The sequence below is a fragment of the Methylobacterium sp. E-016 genome (assembly GCF_022829745.1).
GTDB lineage: Bacteria > Pseudomonadota > Alphaproteobacteria > Rhizobiales > Beijerinckiaceae > Methylobacterium.
In genome coordinates this window covers 1-21121 of record NZ_JAKSYF010000151.1, presented here as the reverse complement: position 1 = coordinate 21121, position 21121 = coordinate 1, and the positions used below count along the sequence as shown (strand labels likewise).

The 21121-nt window shown below is 68.1% G+C and carries 19 protein-coding genes, 1 pseudogene and 1 riboswitch; of the genes and pseudogenes, 11 read left to right on the top strand and 9 right to left on the bottom strand.

Annotated features, from left to right (window positions below):
- Positions 1-129 precede the first annotated feature (129 nt).
- The 7 genes and pseudogenes from MKK68_RS22005 to MKK68_RS21980 all read left to right on the top strand — a co-directional run bounded on the left by MKK68_RS22005 (position 130) and on the right by MKK68_RS21980 (position 6696).
- Complete coding sequence (locus tag MKK68_RS22005) at positions 130-456, top strand: hypothetical protein (protein ID WP_244032939.1); 327 nt, start codon at positions 130-132, stop codon at positions 454-456.
- Positions 457-466: 10 nt separating this feature from the next.
- Positions 467-1156, top strand: a pseudogene (locus tag MKK68_RS29585) (N-acetylneuraminate synthase family protein); the annotation flags it as partial.
- A 168-nt stretch (positions 1157-1324) separates the two neighbouring features.
- A complete protein-coding gene (locus tag MKK68_RS29580; RefSeq protein WP_279605466.1) occupies positions 1325-1657 on the top strand; it encodes a cupin domain-containing protein in 333 nt (110 codons plus the stop codon).
- A gap of 55 nt (positions 1658-1712) precedes the next feature.
- Positions 1713-3587 carry a thiamine pyrophosphate-binding protein gene (locus MKK68_RS21995; protein ID WP_244032938.1) on the top strand — a complete coding sequence of 625 codons (1875 nt, stop codon included), beginning with the start codon at positions 1713-1715 and terminating at the stop codon, positions 3585-3587.
- 31 nt (positions 3588-3618) lie between these two features.
- Positions 3619-4455, top strand: a complete 837-nt coding sequence (locus tag MKK68_RS21990) for a sulfotransferase (protein ID WP_279605460.1) — start codon at positions 3619-3621, stop codon at positions 4453-4455.
- A gap of 70 nt (positions 4456-4525) precedes the next feature.
- Positions 4526-5638 carry a class I SAM-dependent methyltransferase gene (locus MKK68_RS21985; RefSeq protein WP_244032936.1) on the top strand — a complete coding sequence of 371 codons (1113 nt, stop codon included), beginning with the start codon at positions 4526-4528 and terminating at the stop codon, positions 5636-5638.
- A 5-nt stretch (positions 5639-5643) separates the two neighbouring features.
- Positions 5644-6696: an NAD-dependent epimerase/dehydratase family protein gene (locus MKK68_RS21980; RefSeq protein ID WP_244032935.1), complete on the top strand. Its 1053-nt coding sequence runs from the start codon at positions 5644-5646 to the stop codon at positions 6694-6696.
- A gap of 115 nt (positions 6697-6811) precedes the next feature.
- Here MKK68_RS21980 and MKK68_RS21975 read toward each other — a convergent pair whose 3' ends face one another.
- The 3 genes from MKK68_RS21975 to MKK68_RS21965 form a co-directional block, all read right to left on the bottom strand.
- Positions 6812-7960: a hypothetical protein gene (locus tag MKK68_RS21975; protein WP_279605465.1), complete on the bottom strand. Its 1149-nt coding sequence runs from the start codon at positions 7958-7960 to the stop codon at positions 6812-6814.
- 30 nt (positions 7961-7990) lie between these two features.
- Positions 7991-8974 (bottom strand): tetratricopeptide repeat protein, encoded by a 984-nt coding sequence (locus tag MKK68_RS21970; protein ID WP_244032934.1) that lies wholly within the window; start codon positions 8972-8974, stop codon positions 7991-7993.
- A gap of 139 nt (positions 8975-9113) precedes the next feature.
- Complete coding sequence (locus tag MKK68_RS21965; protein WP_244032933.1) at positions 9114-10313, bottom strand: flagellin; 1200 nt, start codon at positions 10311-10313, stop codon at positions 9114-9116.
- 210 nt (positions 10314-10523) lie between these two features.
- Between MKK68_RS21965 and MKK68_RS21960 the strand changes: the two genes are divergently transcribed.
- On the top strand, positions 10524-10901 hold the full coding sequence (locus MKK68_RS21960) for a flagellar biosynthesis repressor FlbT (RefSeq protein ID WP_147729760.1): 378 nt from the start codon (positions 10524-10526) through the stop codon (positions 10899-10901).
- A 93-nt stretch (positions 10902-10994) separates the two neighbouring features.
- On the opposite strand, the gene MKK68_RS21955 is transcribed toward MKK68_RS21960, so the two are convergent.
- Entirely contained in the window at positions 10995-13193 is a 2199-nt protein-coding gene (locus tag MKK68_RS21955; protein WP_244032932.1) for a transglycosylase domain-containing protein, read from the bottom strand.
- A 271-nt stretch (positions 13194-13464) separates the two neighbouring features.
- On the opposite strand from MKK68_RS21955, the gene MKK68_RS21950 reads away from it, so the two are divergent.
- Positions 13465-13716, top strand: coding sequence for a PilZ domain-containing protein (locus MKK68_RS21950; protein WP_244032931.1), 252 nt, complete (start codon positions 13465-13467; stop codon positions 13714-13716).
- Positions 13717-13745: 29 nt separating this feature from the next.
- Here the strand turns inward: MKK68_RS21950 and MKK68_RS21945 are convergent, their stop codons facing one another.
- The 3 genes from MKK68_RS21945 to MKK68_RS21935 all read right to left on the bottom strand — a co-directional run bounded on the left by MKK68_RS21945 (position 13746) and on the right by MKK68_RS21935 (position 16226).
- Entirely contained in the window at positions 13746-14831 is a 1086-nt protein-coding gene (locus tag MKK68_RS21945) for an acyltransferase family protein (protein ID WP_244032930.1), read from the bottom strand.
- Between the two features lie 125 nt (positions 14832-14956).
- Positions 14957-15325 carry an HNH endonuclease gene (locus tag MKK68_RS21940; protein WP_244032929.1) on the bottom strand — a complete coding sequence of 123 codons (369 nt, stop codon included), beginning with the start codon at positions 15323-15325 and terminating at the stop codon, positions 14957-14959.
- Between the two features lie 67 nt (positions 15326-15392).
- Positions 15393-16226, bottom strand: coding sequence for an alpha/beta hydrolase (locus MKK68_RS21935; protein ID WP_244032928.1), 834 nt, complete (start codon positions 16224-16226; stop codon positions 15393-15395).
- A gap of 118 nt (positions 16227-16344) precedes the next feature.
- Positions 16345-16453, top strand: a riboswitch (TPP riboswitch).
- A 75-nt stretch (positions 16454-16528) separates the two neighbouring features.
- Here MKK68_RS21935 and thiC point away from each other — a divergent pair.
- Together thiC and MKK68_RS21925 are read left to right on the top strand one after the other, a co-directional pair.
- Entirely contained in the window at positions 16529-18418 is a 1890-nt protein-coding gene (gene thiC, locus MKK68_RS21930) for a phosphomethylpyrimidine synthase ThiC (RefSeq protein ID WP_147727249.1), read from the top strand.
- A 365-nt stretch (positions 18419-18783) separates the two neighbouring features.
- On the top strand, positions 18784-19074 hold the full coding sequence (locus MKK68_RS21925) for a hypothetical protein (protein ID WP_147727250.1): 291 nt from the start codon (positions 18784-18786) through the stop codon (positions 19072-19074).
- Between the two features lie 164 nt (positions 19075-19238).
- Here MKK68_RS21925 and flaF read toward each other — a convergent pair whose 3' ends face one another.
- A complete protein-coding gene (gene flaF / locus MKK68_RS21920) occupies positions 19239-19601 on the bottom strand; it encodes a flagellar biosynthesis regulator FlaF (protein WP_147727251.1) in 363 nt (120 codons plus the stop codon).
- Between the two features lie 197 nt (positions 19602-19798).
- Positions 19799-20989: an ABC-F family ATP-binding cassette domain-containing protein gene (locus tag MKK68_RS21915; protein WP_244032927.1), complete on the bottom strand. Its 1191-nt coding sequence runs from the start codon at positions 20987-20989 to the stop codon at positions 19799-19801.
- Positions 20990-21121: the final 132 nt, after the last annotated feature.

Here is a 21121-nt window from a genome sequence, read left to right as displayed (position 1 = left end):
ACATCGACCGAGGTCAGGCGTCCGCACGACGATGGCCATCCTAGCCCACTGTCATGCTAGAGCTGCTTCGAGAGGAGCTGTCGCAGGCAGTCGAAGGTCCGACGCGCGCGGCCGAGCGAGACCCAATTCATGTCCCAATCCCAGACGCCGCATGCCGCCTCCCGGATCCCGGAGCGCCTGTTCATCTTCGAGCTGGCCAACAACCACATGGGCGACGTCGAGCATGGGCTCCGCATCATCGATGAATTCGCAGCCCTGGCCCGCGGCTACGATTTCGCCTTCGCGATCAAGCTCCAGTTCCGCGAGCTCGACACCTTCATCCACCCGGATTTTCAGGGCCGGACCGACATCAAGTACATCAAGCGGTTCTCCGAAACCCGCCTGGACCGCGCGCAGACGCGCCGCCTGGTCGCGCGGATCAAGGAGCACGGGCTGATCGCCATGTGCACGCCCTGACGAGGCCTCCGTCGATCGCATCGTCGCGGACGGCTTCGACATCCTGAAGATCGCGAGCTGCTCGTTCACCGACTGGCCGCTGATCGAGGCGATCGGGCGGACCGATCTGCCCGTCGTCGGCTCGACCGCCGGGATCGAGCTGCTCGACATCGACAACATCGTGTCCTTCATGCGCCACCGCGAGCGCGATTTCGCGCTGATGACCTGCGTCGCGCAGTATGCGACGCCCGCAAGCGACCTGCAGCTCAACCAGATCGATCTCCTGCGCGCGCGCTATCCCCACCTGCGCATCGGATACTCGACGCACGAGGACCCGAACGAGACGCTGCCCGTCGCGATGGCGATCGCGAAGGGCGCCACGCTGTTCGAGAAGCATGTCGGCGTCCCGACCGAAACCTACGCGCTCAACGCCTACTCCGCATCGCCCGCCCAGGCGCGGGCCTGGCTGGATTCGGCCCGGAAGGCCTATGCCTGCGCCGGGGTGACGGGAGAGCGGGTCGAGCCGTCGCGGGAGGAACGCGACGCCCTGCGCGACCTGCGCCGGGGCGTGTTCGCGAAGCGACCGATCGCCAAGGGACAGCGGCTCAAGGCCGAGGACGTGTTCTTCGCGATCCCCGCGCAGCCGGGCCAGGTCACCGCCAACGACTGGTCGAAGTACACGCACTACACCGCGACCGACGACATCCCCGCCGCGGCCCCGGTCACGTCCGCCGCCACGCGGCGGGAGGAGGTCCGGGCACGGATCCTGTCGATCGTCGAGCGCGTGAAGGCCCTGCTCAGCGAGAGCCGCGGGGTGGTGCCGGGCGAGGCCGAGCTCGAGATCTCGCACCATTACGGTCTCGACCGGTTCGATCGGGTCGGCATCACGATGGTGACCGTGGTCAACCGCGGCTATTGCAAGAAGCTCATCGTCGTCCTGCCGGGGCAGTCGCATCCCGAGCAGTACCACGCGCGCAAGGAGGAGACCTTCCACATGCTGCACGGCGATCTCGTCCTGCGGCTCGACGGCGAGGATCAGGTCTGCCGGCGGGGCTCGGTGGTGACGATCACGCCGGGCACGCGGCACGCCTTCGAGAGCCGGACCGGGGCGGTGTTCGAGGAGATCTCCTCCACCCACGCGATCGACGACTCGTTCTACACCGATCCGGCGATCGGGCAGAACCCGGATCGCAAGACCTTCCTGCGCTACTGGCTCGCCTGACCGACGCCCCCGGCCGATCTCCGAGCCTGCCGCACCACCGAGAGACCCACCCGCGATGACCACCCATCTCCGGCGCCTGGCCGATTACGTCGCGGAGTTCGTGGCCGCCCAAGGGGTCGGCTGCGTCTTCCTCGTGCCCGGCGGCGGCGCGATGTACCTCGTCGATGCCGTCGGCGCCTGCCCCGCCCTGACCTACGTCCCGAACCATCACGAGCAGGCCTCGGCCATCGCGGCCGAAGCCTATGCGCGGGTGAACGGGCGCCTCGGCTGCGCCCTGGTGACGACGGGCCCGGGGTCGACGAACGCCATCACCGGATGCGCCGGCGCCTGGATCGAGTCCGTGCCGCTGCTGATCATCTCGGGCCAGGTGAAGCGCGACGACCTCATCGGCACGAGCGGCGTTCGGCAGATGGGGCCGCAGGAGGTCGACATCGTCTCGATCGTGCGGCCGATCACCAAATACGCCGCGACGGTGATGGAGCCGGCGGCGATCCGCCGGCATCTCGAGGAGGCGGTGCACCGCGCGACGACGGGGCGGCGCGGGCCGGTCTGGCTCGACATTCCGCTGGACGTGCAGAACGCGACGATCGACGTCGCCGCGCTCGCCGGCTTCGCGCCGCCGTCGCCCGACGCGAGCACCGGCCCGACCGAGGCGCAGCTGGATGCCGTAATGGGCATGGTGGCGCGGGCGGAGCGGCCGATCATCCTGGCGGGGCACGGCATCCGCTTGGCGGAGGCGGCGGGCGCGTTCCGCGAGCTCTACGAGACGTTGCAGATCCCGGTGGTGACGACGTGGAACGCCGCCGACCTGATCCCGGCGGCCCATCCCCTGAGCGTCGGCAAGCCCGGCACGGTGGCGCTGCGCGCGCCGAACTTCGCGGTCCAGAACGCCGACCTCGTGATCGCGATCGGCGCGCGCCTCGACAACGTCGTCACCGCGCACAACCCGGCCAAGTTCGGCCGCCACGCGCAGAAGGTCGTCGTCGACGTCGATGCCGCCGAGCTGGCCAAGTTCTCGGAGAATGCCGGCTTCTCCTTGAGGATCGAGGCCGACGCGCGCAACTTCATCGGACGGCTCCTGCCGCGGGCGCGCGAGGCCGCGCCGGTCGACCGGTCCGGCTGGCTCGCGCGCTGCGCCGACTGGAAGCGGCGCTATCCGATCAACGACGGCGCGCCCTTCCCGACAGAAGGGCCGATCGGCCATTTCCACCTGACCCAGATGCTGTCCGAGGAACTGCCGGAGGACGGCCTGATCGTCACCGGAAGCTCCGGCCTGGCGGTCGAGTTCTTCCACACCGGCTTCCAGAACAAGCCGGGCCAGCGGGTGTTCCTGACCTCGGGTCTCGGCGCGATGGGCTACGGCCTGCCGGCGATGATCGGCGCCTACATGGCGTCCGACCGCCGGCCCTTCGTCGGGATCGAGAGCGACGGCTCGCTGATGATGAACGTGCAGGAACTGCAGACGATTGCCAGCCTCGGGATGCCGGTTCGGATGTTCGTGTTCAACAACAACGGCTACGCCTCGATCCGCACGACGCAGCGTACCTACTTCGAGGGCCGCTACGTCGGCAGCGGGCCGCAGGCCAAGCTCGACTTCCCCGATCTCGTCGCGCTGGCCAAGACCTTCGGCTGGGACGCGTTCGCGATCTCGGACGTCGCCGACCTTCGCGACGGCATCCGGCGCGCGCTCGATCACCCGGGGCCGCTCCTCGTCGACGTGCGCGTGATCGAGACCGAGGCGCTGTTCCCGAAATCGGCGGCCCTGCCCCAGGCCGACGGATCGATGCGCTCGATGCCGCTGGAGGACATGTCGCCGCTGCTGCCGCGCGACGAGTTCCGCGCCAACATGATCGTTCCCCTCGATCCGGCCTCGGAGACCGTGCCCGAGTACCTGATCGTCCGGCACCGATCGACAGATCGAACCGACTGACGATTCTCGCCCGCGATAAGGCACTAAGACAATGGGAACGCACACAAAGCCCGTTTTCATCGTGGGCAGCGGCCGGAGCGGCACGCGGACGATGTTTCGGATGCTCACGGGCGCCGAAGGGCTCGAGATCCACCACGAATATCTTTGCAACGCCATCCAGCGGATCGCGGCCCGATACTACATGGGATTGACGTCCGAGGACGAGGCCAAACGACTGATCGCTCCCCTGCACGGCGCGGCGATACACTACGCGTCGGACGCCGTCTGGGCCGATTCATCCAACAAGTTGTCGTGGTTGATACGACCCCTCGGCGAGATGTTCCCGACCGCGAAATTCCTGGCCATCGTCCGCGATGGGCGAAAGGTCACGAGCTCGTTCTACTACAAGCTTCGGGAAGAAATGTACGACGACGATAGCGTCGAGATTCTCAGGACCTGGTTGAGAGACCAAGTGAGCCTTCCGGAACCGCCGCCCGAGAAGCGCTACTGGTGGAATATTCCACGTTCCGATCAGTTTTTAGGAAGCGCTTTTCCGAATTTCGACCGTCTTCGACGCGTTGCTTGGCATTGGGCCGAGAATTGTCGCGAGATCACCGAACGTTTTGCGGAATTGCCGGATGATCGCGTCAAACTCGTTCGACTGGAGGAGCTCACACGTGATGAAGAGCTTCTTAAACGGACGATCGATTTCATCGGCATCGACTACGATCCCGTCTATTACGACTATCTTCAGACTCCGCGAAATGTATTCGTTCCCATCGATTTCCAGCTGACCCGTGATCAGGAGGCCGCCTTTCAAGAGATCGCCGGGCCGATGATGACGCGCATGGGATACGTCGGAGAGAAAGCCTATCATGTCTCCTACTAGTCTCTCCTGCGACGCATGCGCGGCGCCTCTGACATCGGCCCTCTATAGCCCTCTTCATTCACGCCGCGGCGTGGCGGTATTCGTCTGTTCGCAATGCGGCCTCACGCAAAGCGGTTTCCAGCCCTACGCCCGCGACCGCCGCCAGACTTTGAGCGCGGATGCAGATTGGGGCAACGTGCGCCATGGCAAAGGGCTTCGTTTGCAAGCCGTCCGCGGTTTGGTGGAGGGCCTGGACTTGTCTCGAGTCTCCGACATCCTCGATGTCGGATCGAACCGTGGCGATTTCGTCCGTTGGGTTCAGCAACGACATCCACATGCGGCGATCTGGGCGGTCGAGCCCGACGAACGGATTATCGATTATCGGCATTCACCGGGCGTCAATTACCGGAAGGGCAAGCTGGAGGACTCCGACCTCCCGCAAGAAAAATTCGGGTTCGTCTACAATTGCCAAACATTGGAGCATTCGAATTCTGCGGTAGCAATGCTGCAGACGATCTGGCGCGCCATGCGCCCAGGCGCTCTCATGCTGTTGGACGTGCCGAACATCAGTTCGATCGGGCACTCGGATATCGTCGAGGAATTTTTCATCGACAAGCACGTGTTTCATTTCGATCCGTCGAGCCTCCGACGGCTTGTCGAGGCTGCCGGCTTCGAGATCGTGTCTCCGAGGGGTGGCGAAGATCCATTCAACATCACGCTTTTCGCCCGCAAGATCGAGATGATGCCCGAACCCTCCGGCTACGGACAGGGGACACCTCCGCTCGACAATGCGGCGCTGATCCGAGCATACGCGGATACGCTGCACCGGAATCGCGAACGCCTCGCGAGGCTCGTCGAGACGAAGCTGCGCCCCTTGGCGAAACGGCAAAGAGTCGCATACTGGGGTGCAGGTCGGATCTTCGATGCTCTCGTCAAGTATGGTGGCCTCACCTCGTCGGATCTTCATCTTCTGGTCGACAAGTATCTGGCCGGATTGATGCCAGAAACGCATGGGATCCCGATCCAACGACCGGAGACGCTTCGATTGCATGAACCGCAGGTCGTGATCGTGCTGGCGCGTTCAGGGGAGAGCGCCATCGCCTCGCGCGCCTATGCGATGGGCATACGCCACGTGTTGAAGTTCAGTGAGCTTCTGGAGCAAGTGACCGACATCGCGGTCACGCCAGCGGCCATAGATCTCTAATCGGGATGCTCGATCGCATCGGACCCATGCACCACCTGCCCAGAGCGGACATCGACGAAGTCTTGCGGAGGAATTCCGTCGATTGGTCTCGCCTCGTCGATGCGCGCATATTCATCACCGGGGGGACCGGGTTCTTCGGTCGTTGGCTGATCGCGGTTCTCTCGGCGGCCGATGCCGCCTTCGCGCTGAATTTGAAGATCACCCTTCTCACCCGAAACGTCGCATCGGCGCAGCGCCGTATCCCAGGGCATGAGAAAGTGTCTTGGCTTGAGGGCGATGTACGCAGCTTTCCTCTTCCGCCAGGGCAATTCGACTATCTCATCCACGCGGCGACCGATTCCAGCCAGGCGGGACAACGCGATCCAGACGGCCTGACTGCGCAGGTCGTGAATGGAACGCGGAGGGTGATCGACTTTGCACGGCAGGCCGGCGTTCATCGGTGTCTCTATGTGAGTTCCGGTGCCGTCTACGGTCGTCAGCCTTCGCAGCTCGAAGCGATGGCGGAGACGTGCCCCTGCCGCCCGTCGACCGGCGCCTCCGCAGTCTACGGGCAGGCCAAGCTCGCCGCCGAGGACCTGATGCTGGCGGCCGGGCGGCATCACGATCTCAATGCGGTCGTCGCACGCCCGTTCGCCTGCGTCGGCCCTGGCTTGCCGCTGGACACGCATTTCGCCATCGGCAACTTCATCCGGGACGCCCTGCGCGGCGGCGATGTCGTCGTCGCGAGCGATGGCCGGCCGTTACGATCCTACCTGTATGCGGCAGATCTCGCGGACTGGCTGCTCACCTTGCTGGTGCGTGGCGATGCCGGACAGGTCTACAACGTCGGCTCGGATCGGGCGATCAGTATCGCCGACCTCGCAGGCCTCGTGTCGTCCCTGGTCTCGCCAACGGGCCGGATCGTCATCGAAAGCCCGGTGGTGGGCGGCTCGAGCGCGCATCGGTACATACCGTCGATCGAGAAGGCCCGACTCGGCCTGGGCCTCGATGCCTGGACGTCCCTCGAGAGCGCGATCTGCAAGACCGTCGATGATGCGCGTCTGCGGGGCGCATTCTGAACGCCTCACGCATCGTGGACATCCAGAAGGAACTTTCGGAAGAAGGGTTCTGGCACAAGGCGGTGAGGCGCCGATCGCATGTCGCGTTCGCCGTTTCGATCGCGTGCGGTGGGACCTAGCCCGAGGGACGCTCCTGAGGCGCGGCCCAGCGCCGCCACATCTGGCGGAACGCACCTTCGACATCGGCGGCCAAGGTCGCATGGCTCATGTGCGGACTGCGGGCCAAGCGGCCGCGCAGGTCTCGGCGCACCGCTCGGAGCCGGTCCGGGTCCAGTGCCAGCGTGGCTGCGATGTCGATGTACGCCGCGGTGCTGCGACCTGAGAGTTCCGGCAGGCCGAGGATGGCCAGGGCAGAGCATCCCATCCGGGACACGACGTGCTCGCCTTCGAGGGCGATGAACGGCACGCCCATCCATAGCGCGTCGAAGCTCGTCGTTCCTCCATTGTAGGGAAACGGATCGAGGGCGATGTCGATCCGATTGTAGAGGACGTAGCGATTGCTGGGCGAGCGATGGATCAGGATCACGCGGTCGAGCGGGAGACCGAGGCGCTGCAGCCTCGCCCTCACCTGCGCACCGACATCCGGATCATCGACGTCGGCAATCTCCAGCAGCAGCCTCGATCCCGGAACCCGCAGGAGAATGTCGCGCCAGGCCACGAGCGCCGGGTCGCTCACCTTGGTGTAGCGGTTCACGCATCCGAAGGTGATGTAGCCGGCGTCTTCAGAAGGCGGACGACCTGAAAGCGGCAGGTCGGCCGCGGGAGCCTGATAGCAGGCCACCACGTGAGGCAGGCGCCAGAGCGTCTCGACGCTGACATCATCGCCGGTCCCGTCCGGCTCGATGAAGATATCCGTGAACCGATAATCGATCGCCGCCATGCCGGTCGTTCCGGGATAGCCGATCCAGCCGACCTGGATCGGGGCGGGCTTGCGGGCGAAGACGAGGATGCGGTTCTCGGCCGTGTGGCCGGACAGGTCGACGAGGATGTCGATCGCCTCCGCCTCGATCAGGTCGGCCGCCTCGTCGTCGGTGAGGCCGCACAGGCAGTGCCAGTGGGCGAAGCTCGCCTTGAGGCGCTCCGTCGCCGCATCCTCGTTCACCGTGTTGGAGAAGGCGAAGGTCTCGATCCGCGTCGTATCGAACCGGTGCAGCGCAGGCTCGAAGAAGTAGTTGACCGCGTGCTCGCGGAAATCGCCCGAGACGAAACCGACCCGCAGGCGGCGCTCGGGATCGCGATCGTTCGCGAAGGGGCGGCGGCGCAGCAGCGGATCCGCGAACCGATGGCCGAAGGCCTAGGCGTCGGCGAAGCGTTCCTCGGCGGTATAGTCGGCGGAGTACAGCTTGGTGAACAGGCGGTTGCTGTGGACGAAGGATAGGCTCGGGTCGATCCGCAGCGCCTCGTCGTAGGCGGCGATAGCCTCGTCGAGCAGGCCCATGTCCATCAGGGCGCTTCCGCGGTTGCTGTGGGCTTGCGCGAAGTCGGGGCAAAGCCGAAGCGCCTCGTCGAAGCGGTCGATCGCGTCGCGGAGGCGGCCCTGCTTGCGCAGGGCGACCCCGAAGTTGCTGAAGGTGTTCGGGTTGTTCGGATCGATCTCGATCGATCGGTCGAAGCAGGCATTCGCCTCGCCGTAGCGTCCCTGGCGCGCGAGGATCGTGCCGAGGTTGCCCTTGATCACCGGCGCGTCGTCGTCGAGGGAGACGGCGATCTGCAGGAGGTCAACGGCGAGGGTCAGGCGGTTCGTCTGCGCGGCGATGCTGCCGGCCATGTGGAGCGCTTCGACGTGGCCCTCGTCGAGCATCACGATCATGTCGATCAGCGGCTCGGCGTCCTTGAACAGCCGGTCCTCGTAATGCTGGTGCGCTTCGGTGAACAGGTTGGCGATCAGCGCCGTCAGCGTCGCCTGGGTCTCGGCATCGGCGAAGCGCTTCTCGCGGAAGCGCTCGAGCACGGAGCGGGCGTCGCCGACCCGGCGGGCGCCGAGCAGGGCGGTGGCGAGCGAGAGCCAGTAATGCGGCTGGTCCGGTCCGGCTTTCAGGGCCGCCGCGAAATGCGGCACCGCCAGCGCGACGCGATCGGTCTGGCTCGCGATGATGCCGAGCTTGTAGTTGGCTTCGGCGTTCTGCGGGTCGGCATCCAGCACCCGGCGATACTGCCGCTCGGCCGCCGTGAGCCGTCCGGCGCGCTGCTGGAGCGAGGCATCCTTCAGCAGCCTCGCGGTCGTGGATCGTCGCTGGGACGCGACCGGCAGGTCGCGATGATTCGTGCGTCGGGCCATGATGCCTCCCCCGCGCGACTGTCGCGTTGCGATGGTTAACGAACCGTTCCGGCTTCGCCCCCGATCGCCGCCGGGCCTCATGCATGAAAAAAGGCCGGGGCGATGCCCCGGCCTCGCTCCGAACGCGCGTGGGCGCAGCCTACCGCAGGAGCTGGAGGATGCCCTGCTGCGCTGTGTTGGCCAGCGAGAGGGCCGAGATGCCGAGCGACTGGCGGGTCGACAGGGCCTGGGAGTTCGCGGCCTCCTCGTTGAGGTCGGCATCGGTGAGCTTGGAGGCGCCGGTGTCGAGCACGTTCTGGAGGTTCTTGGTGAAGTCCTGACGGTTCTGCACCACCGACAGGTTCGAGCCGAAGGTCGAGGCCTGCGAGCGCAGGGTCGAGGACGCGTTCGTCAGGCTGGTGAGCGTGGTCTTCACGTCGTCGTCGATCAGGAAGTTGCCCTGACCGTTCGAGGACGCGCCGGAGTTGCCGGTGATCTGCGTCAAGAGCAGGCCGCCCGAGGTGGCGTCGACGCCCTGGACGTCGAGGTTCGAGGTGTCCTTCTCGTTGAAGGCGATGTGCAGCTTGTTCGTGGCCGCGCTGCTCGACAGCAAGTTGGTGCCGTTGAAGCTGGCATCCTTGGCGAGCTGGTCGATCTGCGTCAGCAGGCTGTTGTATTGCTTGGCGAGCGCAGCCCGCTCCTTGACGCCGGTCACCGTGAGATCCGAGCTCTGCCCGACGGTGGAGACGGCGCCGTATTGCGGGCCCGAGTTGGCGACGCCGCTGGTGAAGCCGAGGTTGGTCTGGTCGGCCGCCGCCGAGAACTCGATGTCGGCGCTGCCGTTGAGGACGATCTTCGTGCCCGTGGAGTCCTTGCTGAAGGCGTTGCCCGCCCCCTTGGTGTTGACGGCGGTGTTCAGCGCGGTGATCGCCGCATCGATGGTGCCGCTGGCGGGGATCGTCGCGGTGGCGGCCGTGCCGTTCACCTCGAGGTTGATCGTCGTGGACGAAGCCGAGACCGAGTACTGGTTCTTCGCCGTTCCGCGGGTGGTGATCTGCGTCGCGAGCGCCTGGTTGGCGGTCGACTTGGCCGAGTCCACGAGCTTCTGGATCGAGGTCAGGCCCTGGTTGGCCGCCTGGATCGTCTGCACACCGTTGGAGATGCTGTCGAGCAGGGTGCCGAGGTCCGAGGAGCGGTTCGACAGGCTCTGCGCGGTGAAGAAGTTGACCGGGTTGTCGAGGGCCGAGGAGACCTTCTTGCCGGTGGAGAGGCGGTTCTGGGTGGTCGAGGACAAGGACGCCGTATCCTGCAGCGAAAGCAGGTTCTGGCGGGTAGCAGCGGTGAGAGAGACGCCGGACATGAGGTGAGATCCATATTTGATCAGAAGACCGGCTTTCTGCCGGCCTCACGAAGAAACATGTCGCCACCTACCGACGCGTTAAATCGACCGGTCGAATCCGGCATATCGCGGGTGTGCAGGGCGTATTGCGCCCAATTACGCGATGAGATTTCAAACAACATTAACAGATCGTGTCGATGGTCGTGGCGTCTCTAGAATGGAGTTGCCGGCATGGCCCTACGCATCGAGCTGAAGCCCGCGGAGCGACTGATCATCAACGGAGCGCTGATCCGCAACGGCGATCGGCGGTCGGTCTTCCTCGTCGAGACCCAGTGCAAGTTCCTGCGCGAGAGCGAGATCATCCGCGAGGCGGACGCCGACACGCCGTGCAAGAAGCTCTGCGTGACCCTGCAGGTGATCTATCTCGCCGACGATCCGGCGGAGGCGGAGAACCTGTTCGTGATGCAGTCGACCGAGATCCTGAAGACGATCCCGGGCGCGGCCCCGTATCTCGTGGCGATCCACGACGCGGTCGCGGCCAAGCAGTACCACCTGGCGATCAAGACCGGGCGGAAGCTCATCGCCTACGAGGAGGAGCTGGCCGCCTGAGGGCGTCCGCCCGAGCGAGGCGTCGCGCAGCGCGACGCCTCGGGGGCCAGGTCCGCCGCGCGACGCGGGCGCCGGCCGGGCCGTCCGCTCACGTCACTCGCCGATGCCGAACAGCTTCTCGATGAAGTTGCGGTCGTCCGAGTCGCGGGCCGCCGGACGGCGGGCCGCATTCGGGCGGGGCGCCGGCGCCGGGGGCTCGCCGAAGATCTGGCCGAGGATGTTGCCCGGGCTCGGCGCGCTCGCCACCGAGGCAGTCGTTTCGGGCGCCTTGCGCCAGCGGTTGAGGCCGGGCAACGGCACCGGCGTCTGGCCCTTCAGCGCGACGCTCATGTAGGACTTCCAGATCTCGACCGGCAGGTTGCCGCCGGACGCCTTCTTGGTCGGCTCGCCGTCGTCGTTGCCGAGCCAGATCCCGGTGACGAGGCTGCCGGAATAGCCGATGAACCAGGCATCGCGGAAATCCTGGCTGGTGCCGGTCTTGCCGGCGAGGTCCCAGCCCGGGATGTCGCCCTTCTTGGCGGTGCCGATCACGAAGGTCTCGTGCATCATCGCGTTCATCATGCCGACGGCGTTCGGATCGATGACCCGGCCGAGGCCGCCCTCCCCGCGCTTGTACAGCACCTTGCCGTCGGCAGCCTTCACGCCGGCGACGACGTAGGGGATCACGCCGGTGCCGCCGTTGGCGAAGGCGCTGTAGGCGCCGACCATCTCCAGCGGCGTCACCTCGGAGGTGCCGAGCGCGATCGAGCCGTTGGCCTGCAGCGCCGAGGTGATGCCGAGGCGCTGCGCGGTCTGCACCACCGCCTTGGCGCCGACCTCCTGGCCGAGGCGCACCGCGACGGTGTTGAGCGACAGGGCGAGCGCGGTCCGCAGCGTGACCGGGCCCTCGTACTGGTGCGAGTAGTTCTCCGGCTGCCAGTTGCCGATCTTGATCGGCGCGTCCTCCTTCACCGTGTCCGGCGTCGCGCCGCGCTCGACCGCGGCGAGGTAGACGAACGGCTTGAACGAGGAGCCGGGCTGGCGCTTGGCGGTGGTGGCCCGGTTGAACTGGCTCTGCGCGTAGTCGCGCCCGCCGATCAGCGCGCGGATCGCGCCGTCCGGCCGCATCGAGACCAGCGCGCCCTGGCCGACGTTGTAGCGGCCGCCCTTGGCGTTCAGCTCGTCGACGAGCGCCTTCTCGGCGGTCGCCTGAAGGTTGGTGTCGACCGTAGTCTGCACGACGATGTCGCCCTCGATCGTGCCGACGAAGTCGTCGAGCACGTCCATCACGAGGTCGGCGACGTAGTTCGCCGAGCCGCCGCCGCGGGTGCTCGCCGGCCGGGCCGGCTGGGCGAGCGCCACCTTCGCGTCCTGGGCGGTGATGAAGCCGAGCTCCTGCATGGCCGCGACCACCTGGGCGGCGCGCGCCTGGGCCGCCGGCAGGTTGCGGTTCGGCGCCAGCCGCGAGGGCGCCTGGACGAGGCCGCCGAGCATCGCGGCTTCCGCGACGCTGACGGTCTTGGCCGGCTTGCCGAAGTAGCGCTGCGCCGCCGCCTCGACGCCGTAGGCGCCGGCGCCGAAGTAGACCCGGTTCAGGTAGAGCTCGAGCAGCTCGTCCTTGCTGTACTTGTGCTCGAGCCACAGGGCGAGGATCGCCTCCTGGATCTTGCGCGAGGCCGACCGCTCGGGCGTCAGGAACAGGTTCTTGGCGAGCTGCTGCGTCAGGGTCGAGCCGCCCTGGGCGACGCCGCGGCGCGTCAGGTTCTGGCCGATGGCGCGCAGGATGCCGACCGGGTCGACGCCGAAATGGCTGTAAAAGCGCCGGTCCTCGATCGCCACGAAGGCGCGCGGCAGGTAGCTCGGCAGCTCCTTGATGCCGACGACGCGACCGCCGGTCTCGCCGCGGTTGGCGAGCAGCGAGCCGTCGGAAGCGAGAATCGCGATGTTCGGCGGGCGCTTGGGCACCGCGAGCTGGTCGATCGGCGGAAGCTGGGAGGCATGGTAGGCGATCAGGCCGGCGATCCCGACCACCGCCCACAGGCCGAGCACCCAGCCGGCGTAGACCACACGCCCGAGCAGCGAGCGCCGCCGGACCTTCTTCGACGAAGCGCCACGCCGCGCGCCGCCCTTGGCGGCCGGCTTCGCCCGGCGGCTGCCCGCGTCCTCGCTGTCTCGGCTTCTGCTGGCCACGCCGCCTCCCGGGCGATCGGCCCGCGACAGGCGAAGGTCCGCGCCGCCCCGACCCGCGCCGCGCCCCTCGGGCACGTCGAAGTTCGGTTCGCCCCGGCCGTCCCGTCCGCGTCCGTTCGCCATGCGTCCCGTCTGTCCTGAGGCCCGTCCGAGATGCCCTGCGAAGGCGGTGCGGCGGCGATCGTCGGAGGCCCGGTTCCGCACGGTAAATGCGGCGGGTTTAAGGGATGTTAACCGCCGATTTTCAGAACCCGTTGACGATCAGGGACTTGGCGTTCGCGCTCCGCGATGCGGCCCAGCGTCGCCGAGTTCATGGGGTTTTTGGCGCCGGACGCGGCTTTTGCTAAGCGATTGCGCGCAAGATGCGCTCCGCCTTCGACCTTGGGGTGATGCCATGAGCGACAATCGACGCAGCACCCCGCGCAAGGACGCCTTCCAGGTCGCGAGCCTGATCGCGGACGAATGCGGGGAGCCCTGCGAATGCCTGGTCTGGGACGTCTCCGAGACCGGCGCGCAGATCGAGGTCGCGGCCAAGATCGTCGCCCCCGATCGGTTCACGCTGCGGGTGACCGCTTACGAGCCGCCGCGGCGCTGTCGCGTCGTCCGGCGCGAGGGCCGGCGGCTGGGAGTACGGTTCGAAGGCTGAGACGGACCGCGAAACCGGCGCGCGCCGGCTCAGGCCGGCTGCAGCGCCGGAGCGGGGTCCTGCCGGGCCCTCGCGATGCGGAACGCCTTCGGGCGGGCGAACAGGAAGCGGAGGGCGGTGCCGCGCACCGCGCGCTCGAGCGCCAGCGGCACGATCACGGCGACGACCATCACCGTCAGGCTGGCGAGGCCGACATCGTCGATCAGCCCGACCTTGACCAGCAGCGTCCGCGTGACCGCCATCGGCAGGAAGAACGCGAGGTAGATCACGATCGAGCGTTGCCCGCAGGCGCGCAACGCCGCGGTGACCGGCCCCCCGGCCGACGTCAGCAGGGCGGCGCCGGCGACGATGGCGAGCGCGCCGGCGCCGCCGAGGATCAGGCTGACCAGCGGCAGGCTGGCGAGCGTCGGGTACCCCGGCAGCTGCGAGGGCGTGAAGGCGAGCCACGCCTCGATCCCCGCCCAGAGCATCAGCCCGGCACAGGCCGCCCCCGGGTGGCGCGCGACCCGGTCGGCCAAGGCGAAGATGCGCCCGGCGAACAGGTATCCGGCCACGAAGTAGACGTAGCGGGCGCAGAATTCCTCCGCGAGATAGGAAGGGGTCGCGATCGGCACGACCTGCAGCAGGGCGGCGCCGGCCAGGAGCACCGCCGCCGGCACGCGGCGCAGCAGCTTGGTCACCACCGAGAACACCGCGAGCAGGTAGATGAACCACAGCGTCGCGTACGGCTCGATCAGCGTGTGGACGAGATGGGCCGCGAAGGCGCCGGGCCCGGCCTCGCCGACGATCGCCGGATACTTCGCGAGCGACTGGACGACGACCCAGAGCCCGTAGAAGTAGGCGAAGTGGACGACACGCCGGTCGGCGAACAAGCGCCAGTCGCGGTCGATCACCCGGCCGACGAACAGGCCCGACAGCAGGAAGAAGTCCGGGATCCGGAACGGCTTCGCGAAGCTCACCACCGTGTGGAGGAAACCCTCGCCGTCCATCGCCTCGCCGGTGCCGAGGGTGGAATGCATCATCACCACGAGGAGGATGCAGATGCCCTTGGCGACGTCGACCCAGGCGAGACGCATCGCATCCCCCGGCCCCGCCGTGCCCGCCGCCCCCGCCATCACCGCCTCCGCCCGGTCGCCCCGTCGGCGCAACCCTTGGGCGGGATGCGTAAAGGCCGCCTGAGCCCCGCAGCGCCATCGCGCGGCATGGCGAACGCGGGGTGAATCCGCTCCGGGGCCCGGCGTCAGCTCTTGCGCTTGGCCGAGCGACGGTCCCGCGTCATCCGCGTGGCAGCGTGGAAGTCGTCGGGCTTTGTCCGCACCCAGGCGATGAAGCGCGCGATCTCCGGCTCGGCGCGGAGCGCGCTGACGTCGGCGAGGCGCCGGGCGAGCTCGGCTTCGCTGTGCCGGGCATGGATCGCCGAGTGGCAGACCTGGTGCAGCCGCACGGTGGTGCCGTGGGTGCCGCCCTTCAGCTTCGGCACGAGGTGATGCAGGCTCGAGCGGGCGCGGGGCGGGATCGGGCGCTCGCAGAGCGGGCAGATCACCGGCTCGGGGCTGCGCGCCTGCGTCTCGGGATCGTCCTCGCGCCAGCGCCGCTCGCGTCGCCCCACCGCCTCGCCTCCGTTCGCATCGGGTCCGACCGGCGATATGGGATTGCGGGAAAACCGCGGCGCGGCGTCAAGGCGTCGCTGCGGCGAGCGCCGGGCAGCCCGGCCGGACGCGGTCGCCGAACAGGGTTTCGGCCAGGCGATCGCGGGTTCCGAGCACCGAGACGTGGTCGCCGGCGACCGCCTCGAAGCGGGCGCTCGCGCCCGCCGCGATGGCGAGGCGGCGCCCGAGCTTCACCGGCACGACGCCGTCCGCCGTGCCGTGGACGATCAGCACCGGCCCGCCGGCCCGCGCGATGCGCGCATCGGAGCGCCAGGTATCGCGCAGGAGGAATGTCGGCGCGTAGGGGAAGGCGAGGCGCACGATGCCGGGCAGCGAATCGAACGGCGCCTCGAGGTAGAGCCCGAGATGCGGCACCCGCTCCGCCACGGCGACCGCGACCGCGGCGCCGAGGGAATGACCGTGCAGCATGATGGGCGCGCCGGGCGCCCGCCGCGCGGCCTCGGCGACGGCCGCGAGCCCGTCGGCGATCAGCCCCTCCTCCGTCGGCGTGCCGGTCGATCCGGGAAAGCCGCGATAGGCGATCGCCAGCACGCCCCATCCGGCGCCGGACCAGGGCGCGGCGGCGAAGCGCACGGCCGCGGTCTCGGGGCGCGAGCCGTTGCCGTGGAAGCTGACCACGACGCCGCAGCCGGGGCGCGGCGCCCGCCACAGGGCATGCAGGCGCTCGTCGTCGGCGGTGACGAGCGAGATCGCTTCGGTGCCCGGCGGCACCGGCAGGCGTGCGCGCGGGCCGGCGATGAAGGCGCCCGGGTAGATGAGGTTGCGCTGGAAGACGGCCAGCGCGGCGATGGGGCCGCCGAAGACGATGGCGGCCGCCGCCAGGACGAGCAGGATGCGCATGGGTCTCCGCCGGGTCTCGCGGGCGGACCCTAACCGTTCCGCGGCGACGCCGGCAGCCGTCCGTCCCGGCATGGTCTGCCGCACGCATTGACAAAGTCCGGCGGCACGCGGAGATTCGAACCATTCCGAGGGGGGCCCCGCAACCGGGGGCTGAGAGTGGACGCGACGTCCTGACCCTTGAACCTGATCCGGCTCGTACCGGCGGAGGGACGGGAACCTGCGGCGCCGATCCCGGCGTCTGCCGCTTCATCGCATCTCCATCGACGCGTGCCGGGTCGCCCCAAAGCCGGGAGACCCACTCGATGAACGCGCCCGTCCTGTCCAAAGACGTCAAGGGAAGTCCCGAGACCGTGACCACGGGTCCGGTGACCGGCTCGCGCAAGGTCTACGCGAGCGTGGCCGGCCGGGAGGACATCCGGGTGCCGTTCCGCGAGATCGTGCTGACCGACCCGAACGAGCCGGCGGTGCGGGTCTATGACCCGTCCGGCCCCTACACCGAGACCGACGCCCGCATCGACCTCGCCAAGGGCCTGCCGACCCTGCGCGACCCGTGGATCGCCAAGCGCGACTACGCCGCCGTGCAGCCGCGCATCGTGAAGCCCGAGGACAACGGCTTCGTGCCGGCCGACAAGCTGGTGGCCCCCTGCCCCGCCGAGCGGACGATCCGCAAGGCCGGCCCGGGCCAGATGGTGACGCAGTACGAGTTCGCCCGCGCCGGGATCGTCACCGAGGAGATGATCTACGTCGCCCACCGCGAGAACCTGTGCCGCGAGCAGATGCTCGACCGGGCGCACGCGGCGCTCGCCGATGGCGAGAGCTTCGGCGCCTCGGTGCCGCCGTTCATCACGCCCGAGTTCGTGCGCGACGAGGTCGCCCGCGGCCGGGCGATCATCCCGGCCAACATCAACCACACCGAGCTGGAGCCGATGGCGATCGGCCGGAACTTCCTGGTGAAGATCAACGCCAACATCGGCAACTCGGCCGTCACCTCGTCGGCGGCGGAAGAGGTGGAGAAGCTGGTCTGGTCGATCCGCTGGGGCGCCGACACGGTGATGGACCTGTCGACCGGCCGCAACATCCACAACATCCGCTCGTGGATCATCCGCAACTCGCCGGTTCCGATCGGCACGGTGCCGATCTACCAGGCGCTCGAGAAGGTCGGCGGCGATCCGCTCAAGCTCGACTGGGAGGTGTTCAAGGACACGCTCATCGAGCAGGCCGAGCAGGGCATCGACTACTTCACGATCCATGCCGGCGTCCGCCTCGCCCACGTGCCGCTCACCGCGCGGCGCGTCACCGGCATCGTGTCGCGCGGCGGCTCGATCATGGCACGCTGGTGCCTGGCCGGGCACCGCGAATCGTTCCTCTACGAGCGCTTCGAGGAGATCTGCGACATCTGCCGCGCCTACGACGTCTCGTTCTCGCTCGGCGACGGCCTCCGCCCCGGCTCGATCGCCGACGCGAACGACGCAGCGCAGTTCGCCGAGCTCGAGACGCTGGGCGAGCTGACCAAGATCGCCTGGAACAAGGGCTGCCAGACGATGATCGAGGGGCCGGGCCACGTGCCGATGCACAAGGTCAAGGTCAACATGGAGAAGCAGCTCGCCGAGTGCGGCGAGGCGCCGTTCTACACTCTCGGCCCGCTGACCACCGACATCGCGCCGGGCTACGACCACATCACCTCCGGCATCGGCGCGGCGATGATCGGCTGGTTCGGCTGCGCGATGCTCTGCTACGTCACGCCCAAGGAGCATCTCGGGCTGCCCAACCGCGACGACGTGAAGACCGGCGTCATCACCTACAAGATCGCCGCCCACGCCGCGGATCTGGCCAAGGGCCACCCGGCGGCGCAGCTGCGCGACGACGCCCTGTCGAAGGCCCGCTTCGACTTCCGGTGGGAGGACCAGTTCAACCTCGGCCTCGACCCGGACACGGCGCGCGCCTACCACGACGAGACCCTGCCCAAGGACGCCCACAAGGTCGCGCATTTCTGCTCGATGTGCGGGCCGAAGTTCTGCTCGATGAAGATCACGCAGGACCTGCGCGCCGAGGTGCTGGCGATGGAGGCCGCCGGCGAGGTGCTCAACACAGCGCCGATCCTCACCAGCGCCGAGCGCGAGGCCGGGATGGCGGAGAAGTCGCGCGAGTTCCTGGCCGAGGGCGGCAAGCTCTACGTCGACGCCGCCGAGTGACGGCGCCACACTGGGACGCATGACCGAGCGCTCCGCCCCCGCCCGCCGACAGGCGCGCGGGGGCGGATCGCTTCCAAGGCCTCGCATCCGCTCGACCGGGCCCCGGGAACGCGGCGCATGCCGGGGCGAACCGTTAAAATTCGATCCGCGTCGTTGCCTGATTCTTCAGGATGATCCCGCTCAGTCGGGTACCGGGGCGAAGTCTTAAGATACGATTCACGCGCCGCACGGCTTCTGGTCTCATGCCGCAACGGGACCCGTAGAGGTGCGCGATGAGTACCTTCGAAGTGACACCCCCGACGCCGACGCGCCTGAGCGCACCGCCCGTCGTCCAGCCTGCCAGACTCATCGAGGCGGCGGCTCCGGTGGCGCTCGATCCGGCCGTTCGCGTCGACATCGGCAGAAGCGATCGCAGCGGCGCTGCGGTCTCCGATGACGGACGGTCGCGCGGCGACGCCGCGTCGGATCGGACCAACGACGAGCGGCGCATCACCATCGACCGGGATACGAAGAGCGTCGTGTATCAGGTGCTCGACCCCGGCACCGGTGCGGTGCTGGTCCAGCTTCCGGACGTGTCGGTGCTGCGGTCGCGCGCCTACGCCGAGGCTCAGGCGGAGCGCAGGACGGCCGATAAGCCCGTCGATCGCGAAGCGTGAGCGGTGCCTCCGCCGGTCGTGACGCCGAGCGGAACGAAAGGGCCGGGGCTGTGCGCCTCGGCCCTTTTTTGCGTTGCTATGCCTGTCGAGACCGGGTCGCCGAAGCCGAGGCGACGGGACGCGCCGCGTCCCGTGCCCGGTCGCGTCCGCCGGTCCGGCGCGGCCTACGAGGAGCGCAGGCCGGCGGCGATCTGCTGGTTGATGTTGATCAGCGCCGAGAGCTTGTCGGCGCCCGGCTCGATCAGCGTGTCGATGATCCGCCGGAACACGAAGACCGAGAGCTGGCCGATGTTGTTCTTGATCGCGATCGGAAGCGGGCTCTCGGGCGCCGTCGCGGCGCCCGCCAGGAGCGTCCAGACCTTCTGATTGAAGTTCAGCGCCTTGTTCAGGTTGGCGGACTGGTTGGTCCAGTCGTCCTTGACCATCTGAAGCTGCTGGGCCGCCTTGATCAGCACGGCGGCTTCCGCCTCGCGCGGGCTGAGGACGCTGTTCGCGGTTCTCGTGTAGGCGTTGGCGGCGAAACTCATCGGTCTGACGCTCCACCCGCAGGCCGGCGGGCACGGGGTGGGGTTATGGCAGCGCGCGCCTTAACATAGGGTAAGCGCCGCGGACGAGAATTGCATCGGCCGCCCGAGCGATTGTTCAAGCACAGCGTCGGCCGGACGGCGCCGCAGCGGAACGATCGACTGTATTCGATCGTCCCTATCATGATCCAGCCTAAGGATCACGCAGCCCGCTTCTTGCCCTTCTTCTCGCGCCCCTGCCCCGGCGCGCTCTTGCCGGCGCGGGAGCGGTCGAGGACGAACTTCGCGTAGTCGTCCATGTCGCCGGGAAACGGCTTCACGGTGTTGTCAGCCGCGAGCCAGAGGCGGTCGGCCACGAGCTCCATCAGCGAGCGGTCGTGGGTGATGAGGATGACGGCGCCCTCGTAGTCGTTCAGCGCGTCGAGCAGCGCCCGGCGACTGTCGATGTCCAAGTGGTTGGTGGGCTCGTCGAGGATCAGCAGGTGGGGCGCCCGCATCGCCACGAGGTTCAGCAGCAGCCGCGCCCGCTCGCCGCCCGACAGCGCATCGACCGTCGTCTCCTGCTTCTCGTAGGCGAGGCCGAAGCTCGCAAGCTTGCCTCGGCGGGCCGACTCGCCGTCCTCGGGCCGCTCGCGGCGGATGATGGCCAGCGGCGTATCCTTCGGGTCCATCGCCTCGATCTGGTGTTGGTGGAACCAGCCGACCTGCACCCGCCCTTCGCGCGTCATCCGCCCCGAGCGGATGTCGAGCGCGCCGGCCGCCATCTTCGCGAAGGTCGACTTGCCGGCGCCGTTGACGCCGAGCAGGCCGATGCGATCGTCGATGTCGAGCGTCAGGTTCAGGCCGCGCAGGATCGCGGGATCGTCGCCGTAGCCGACCTCGACGTCGGTGAGGTGCATCAGCGGCGGCGCCAGCGGGCGCTTCGGCGACGGCAGATGGAACGGCGCGACGTGCTCCTCGATCGTGGTGGCGATCGGCTCGAGCTTGGCCAGGCGCTTGACCCGCGACTGCGCCTGCGCGGCCTTCGAGGCTTTGGCCTTGAAGCGGTCGATGAAGCTCTGCAGGTGGGCGCGCTCGGCGTCCTGCTTGGCCTTGGCTGAGAGCTGGAGCCTCGCCTTCTCGGCGCGGCGCCGCTCGAAGTCGTCGTAGCCGCCGGTGTAGAGCTCGAGCTGCCCGTTGGCGACGTGCAGGATCGCGTCGACGGAGTTGTTCAGCAGCTCGCGGTCGTGGCTGATGATCAGCGCCGAGTGCGGGTAGCGCTTGAGCCGCGCCTCGAGCCAGAGCGCGCCTTCGAGGTCGAGATAGTTCGTCGGCTCGTCGAGCAGCAGCAGCTCGGGGGACGCGACGAGGGAGGCGGTGAGCTGCACCAGCATCCGCCACGAGACGGACAACTACGACCGCCGCGACTCGAGTGCGCCCACCGATACGAGAAGGCCTGCCAGGTACGGCTCGACGCGGGTGGCCTCCCGGACGTCGGCGATCTCGAGCAGACGGCAGTAGTTTTCTACTATTGGCTCTGCTAC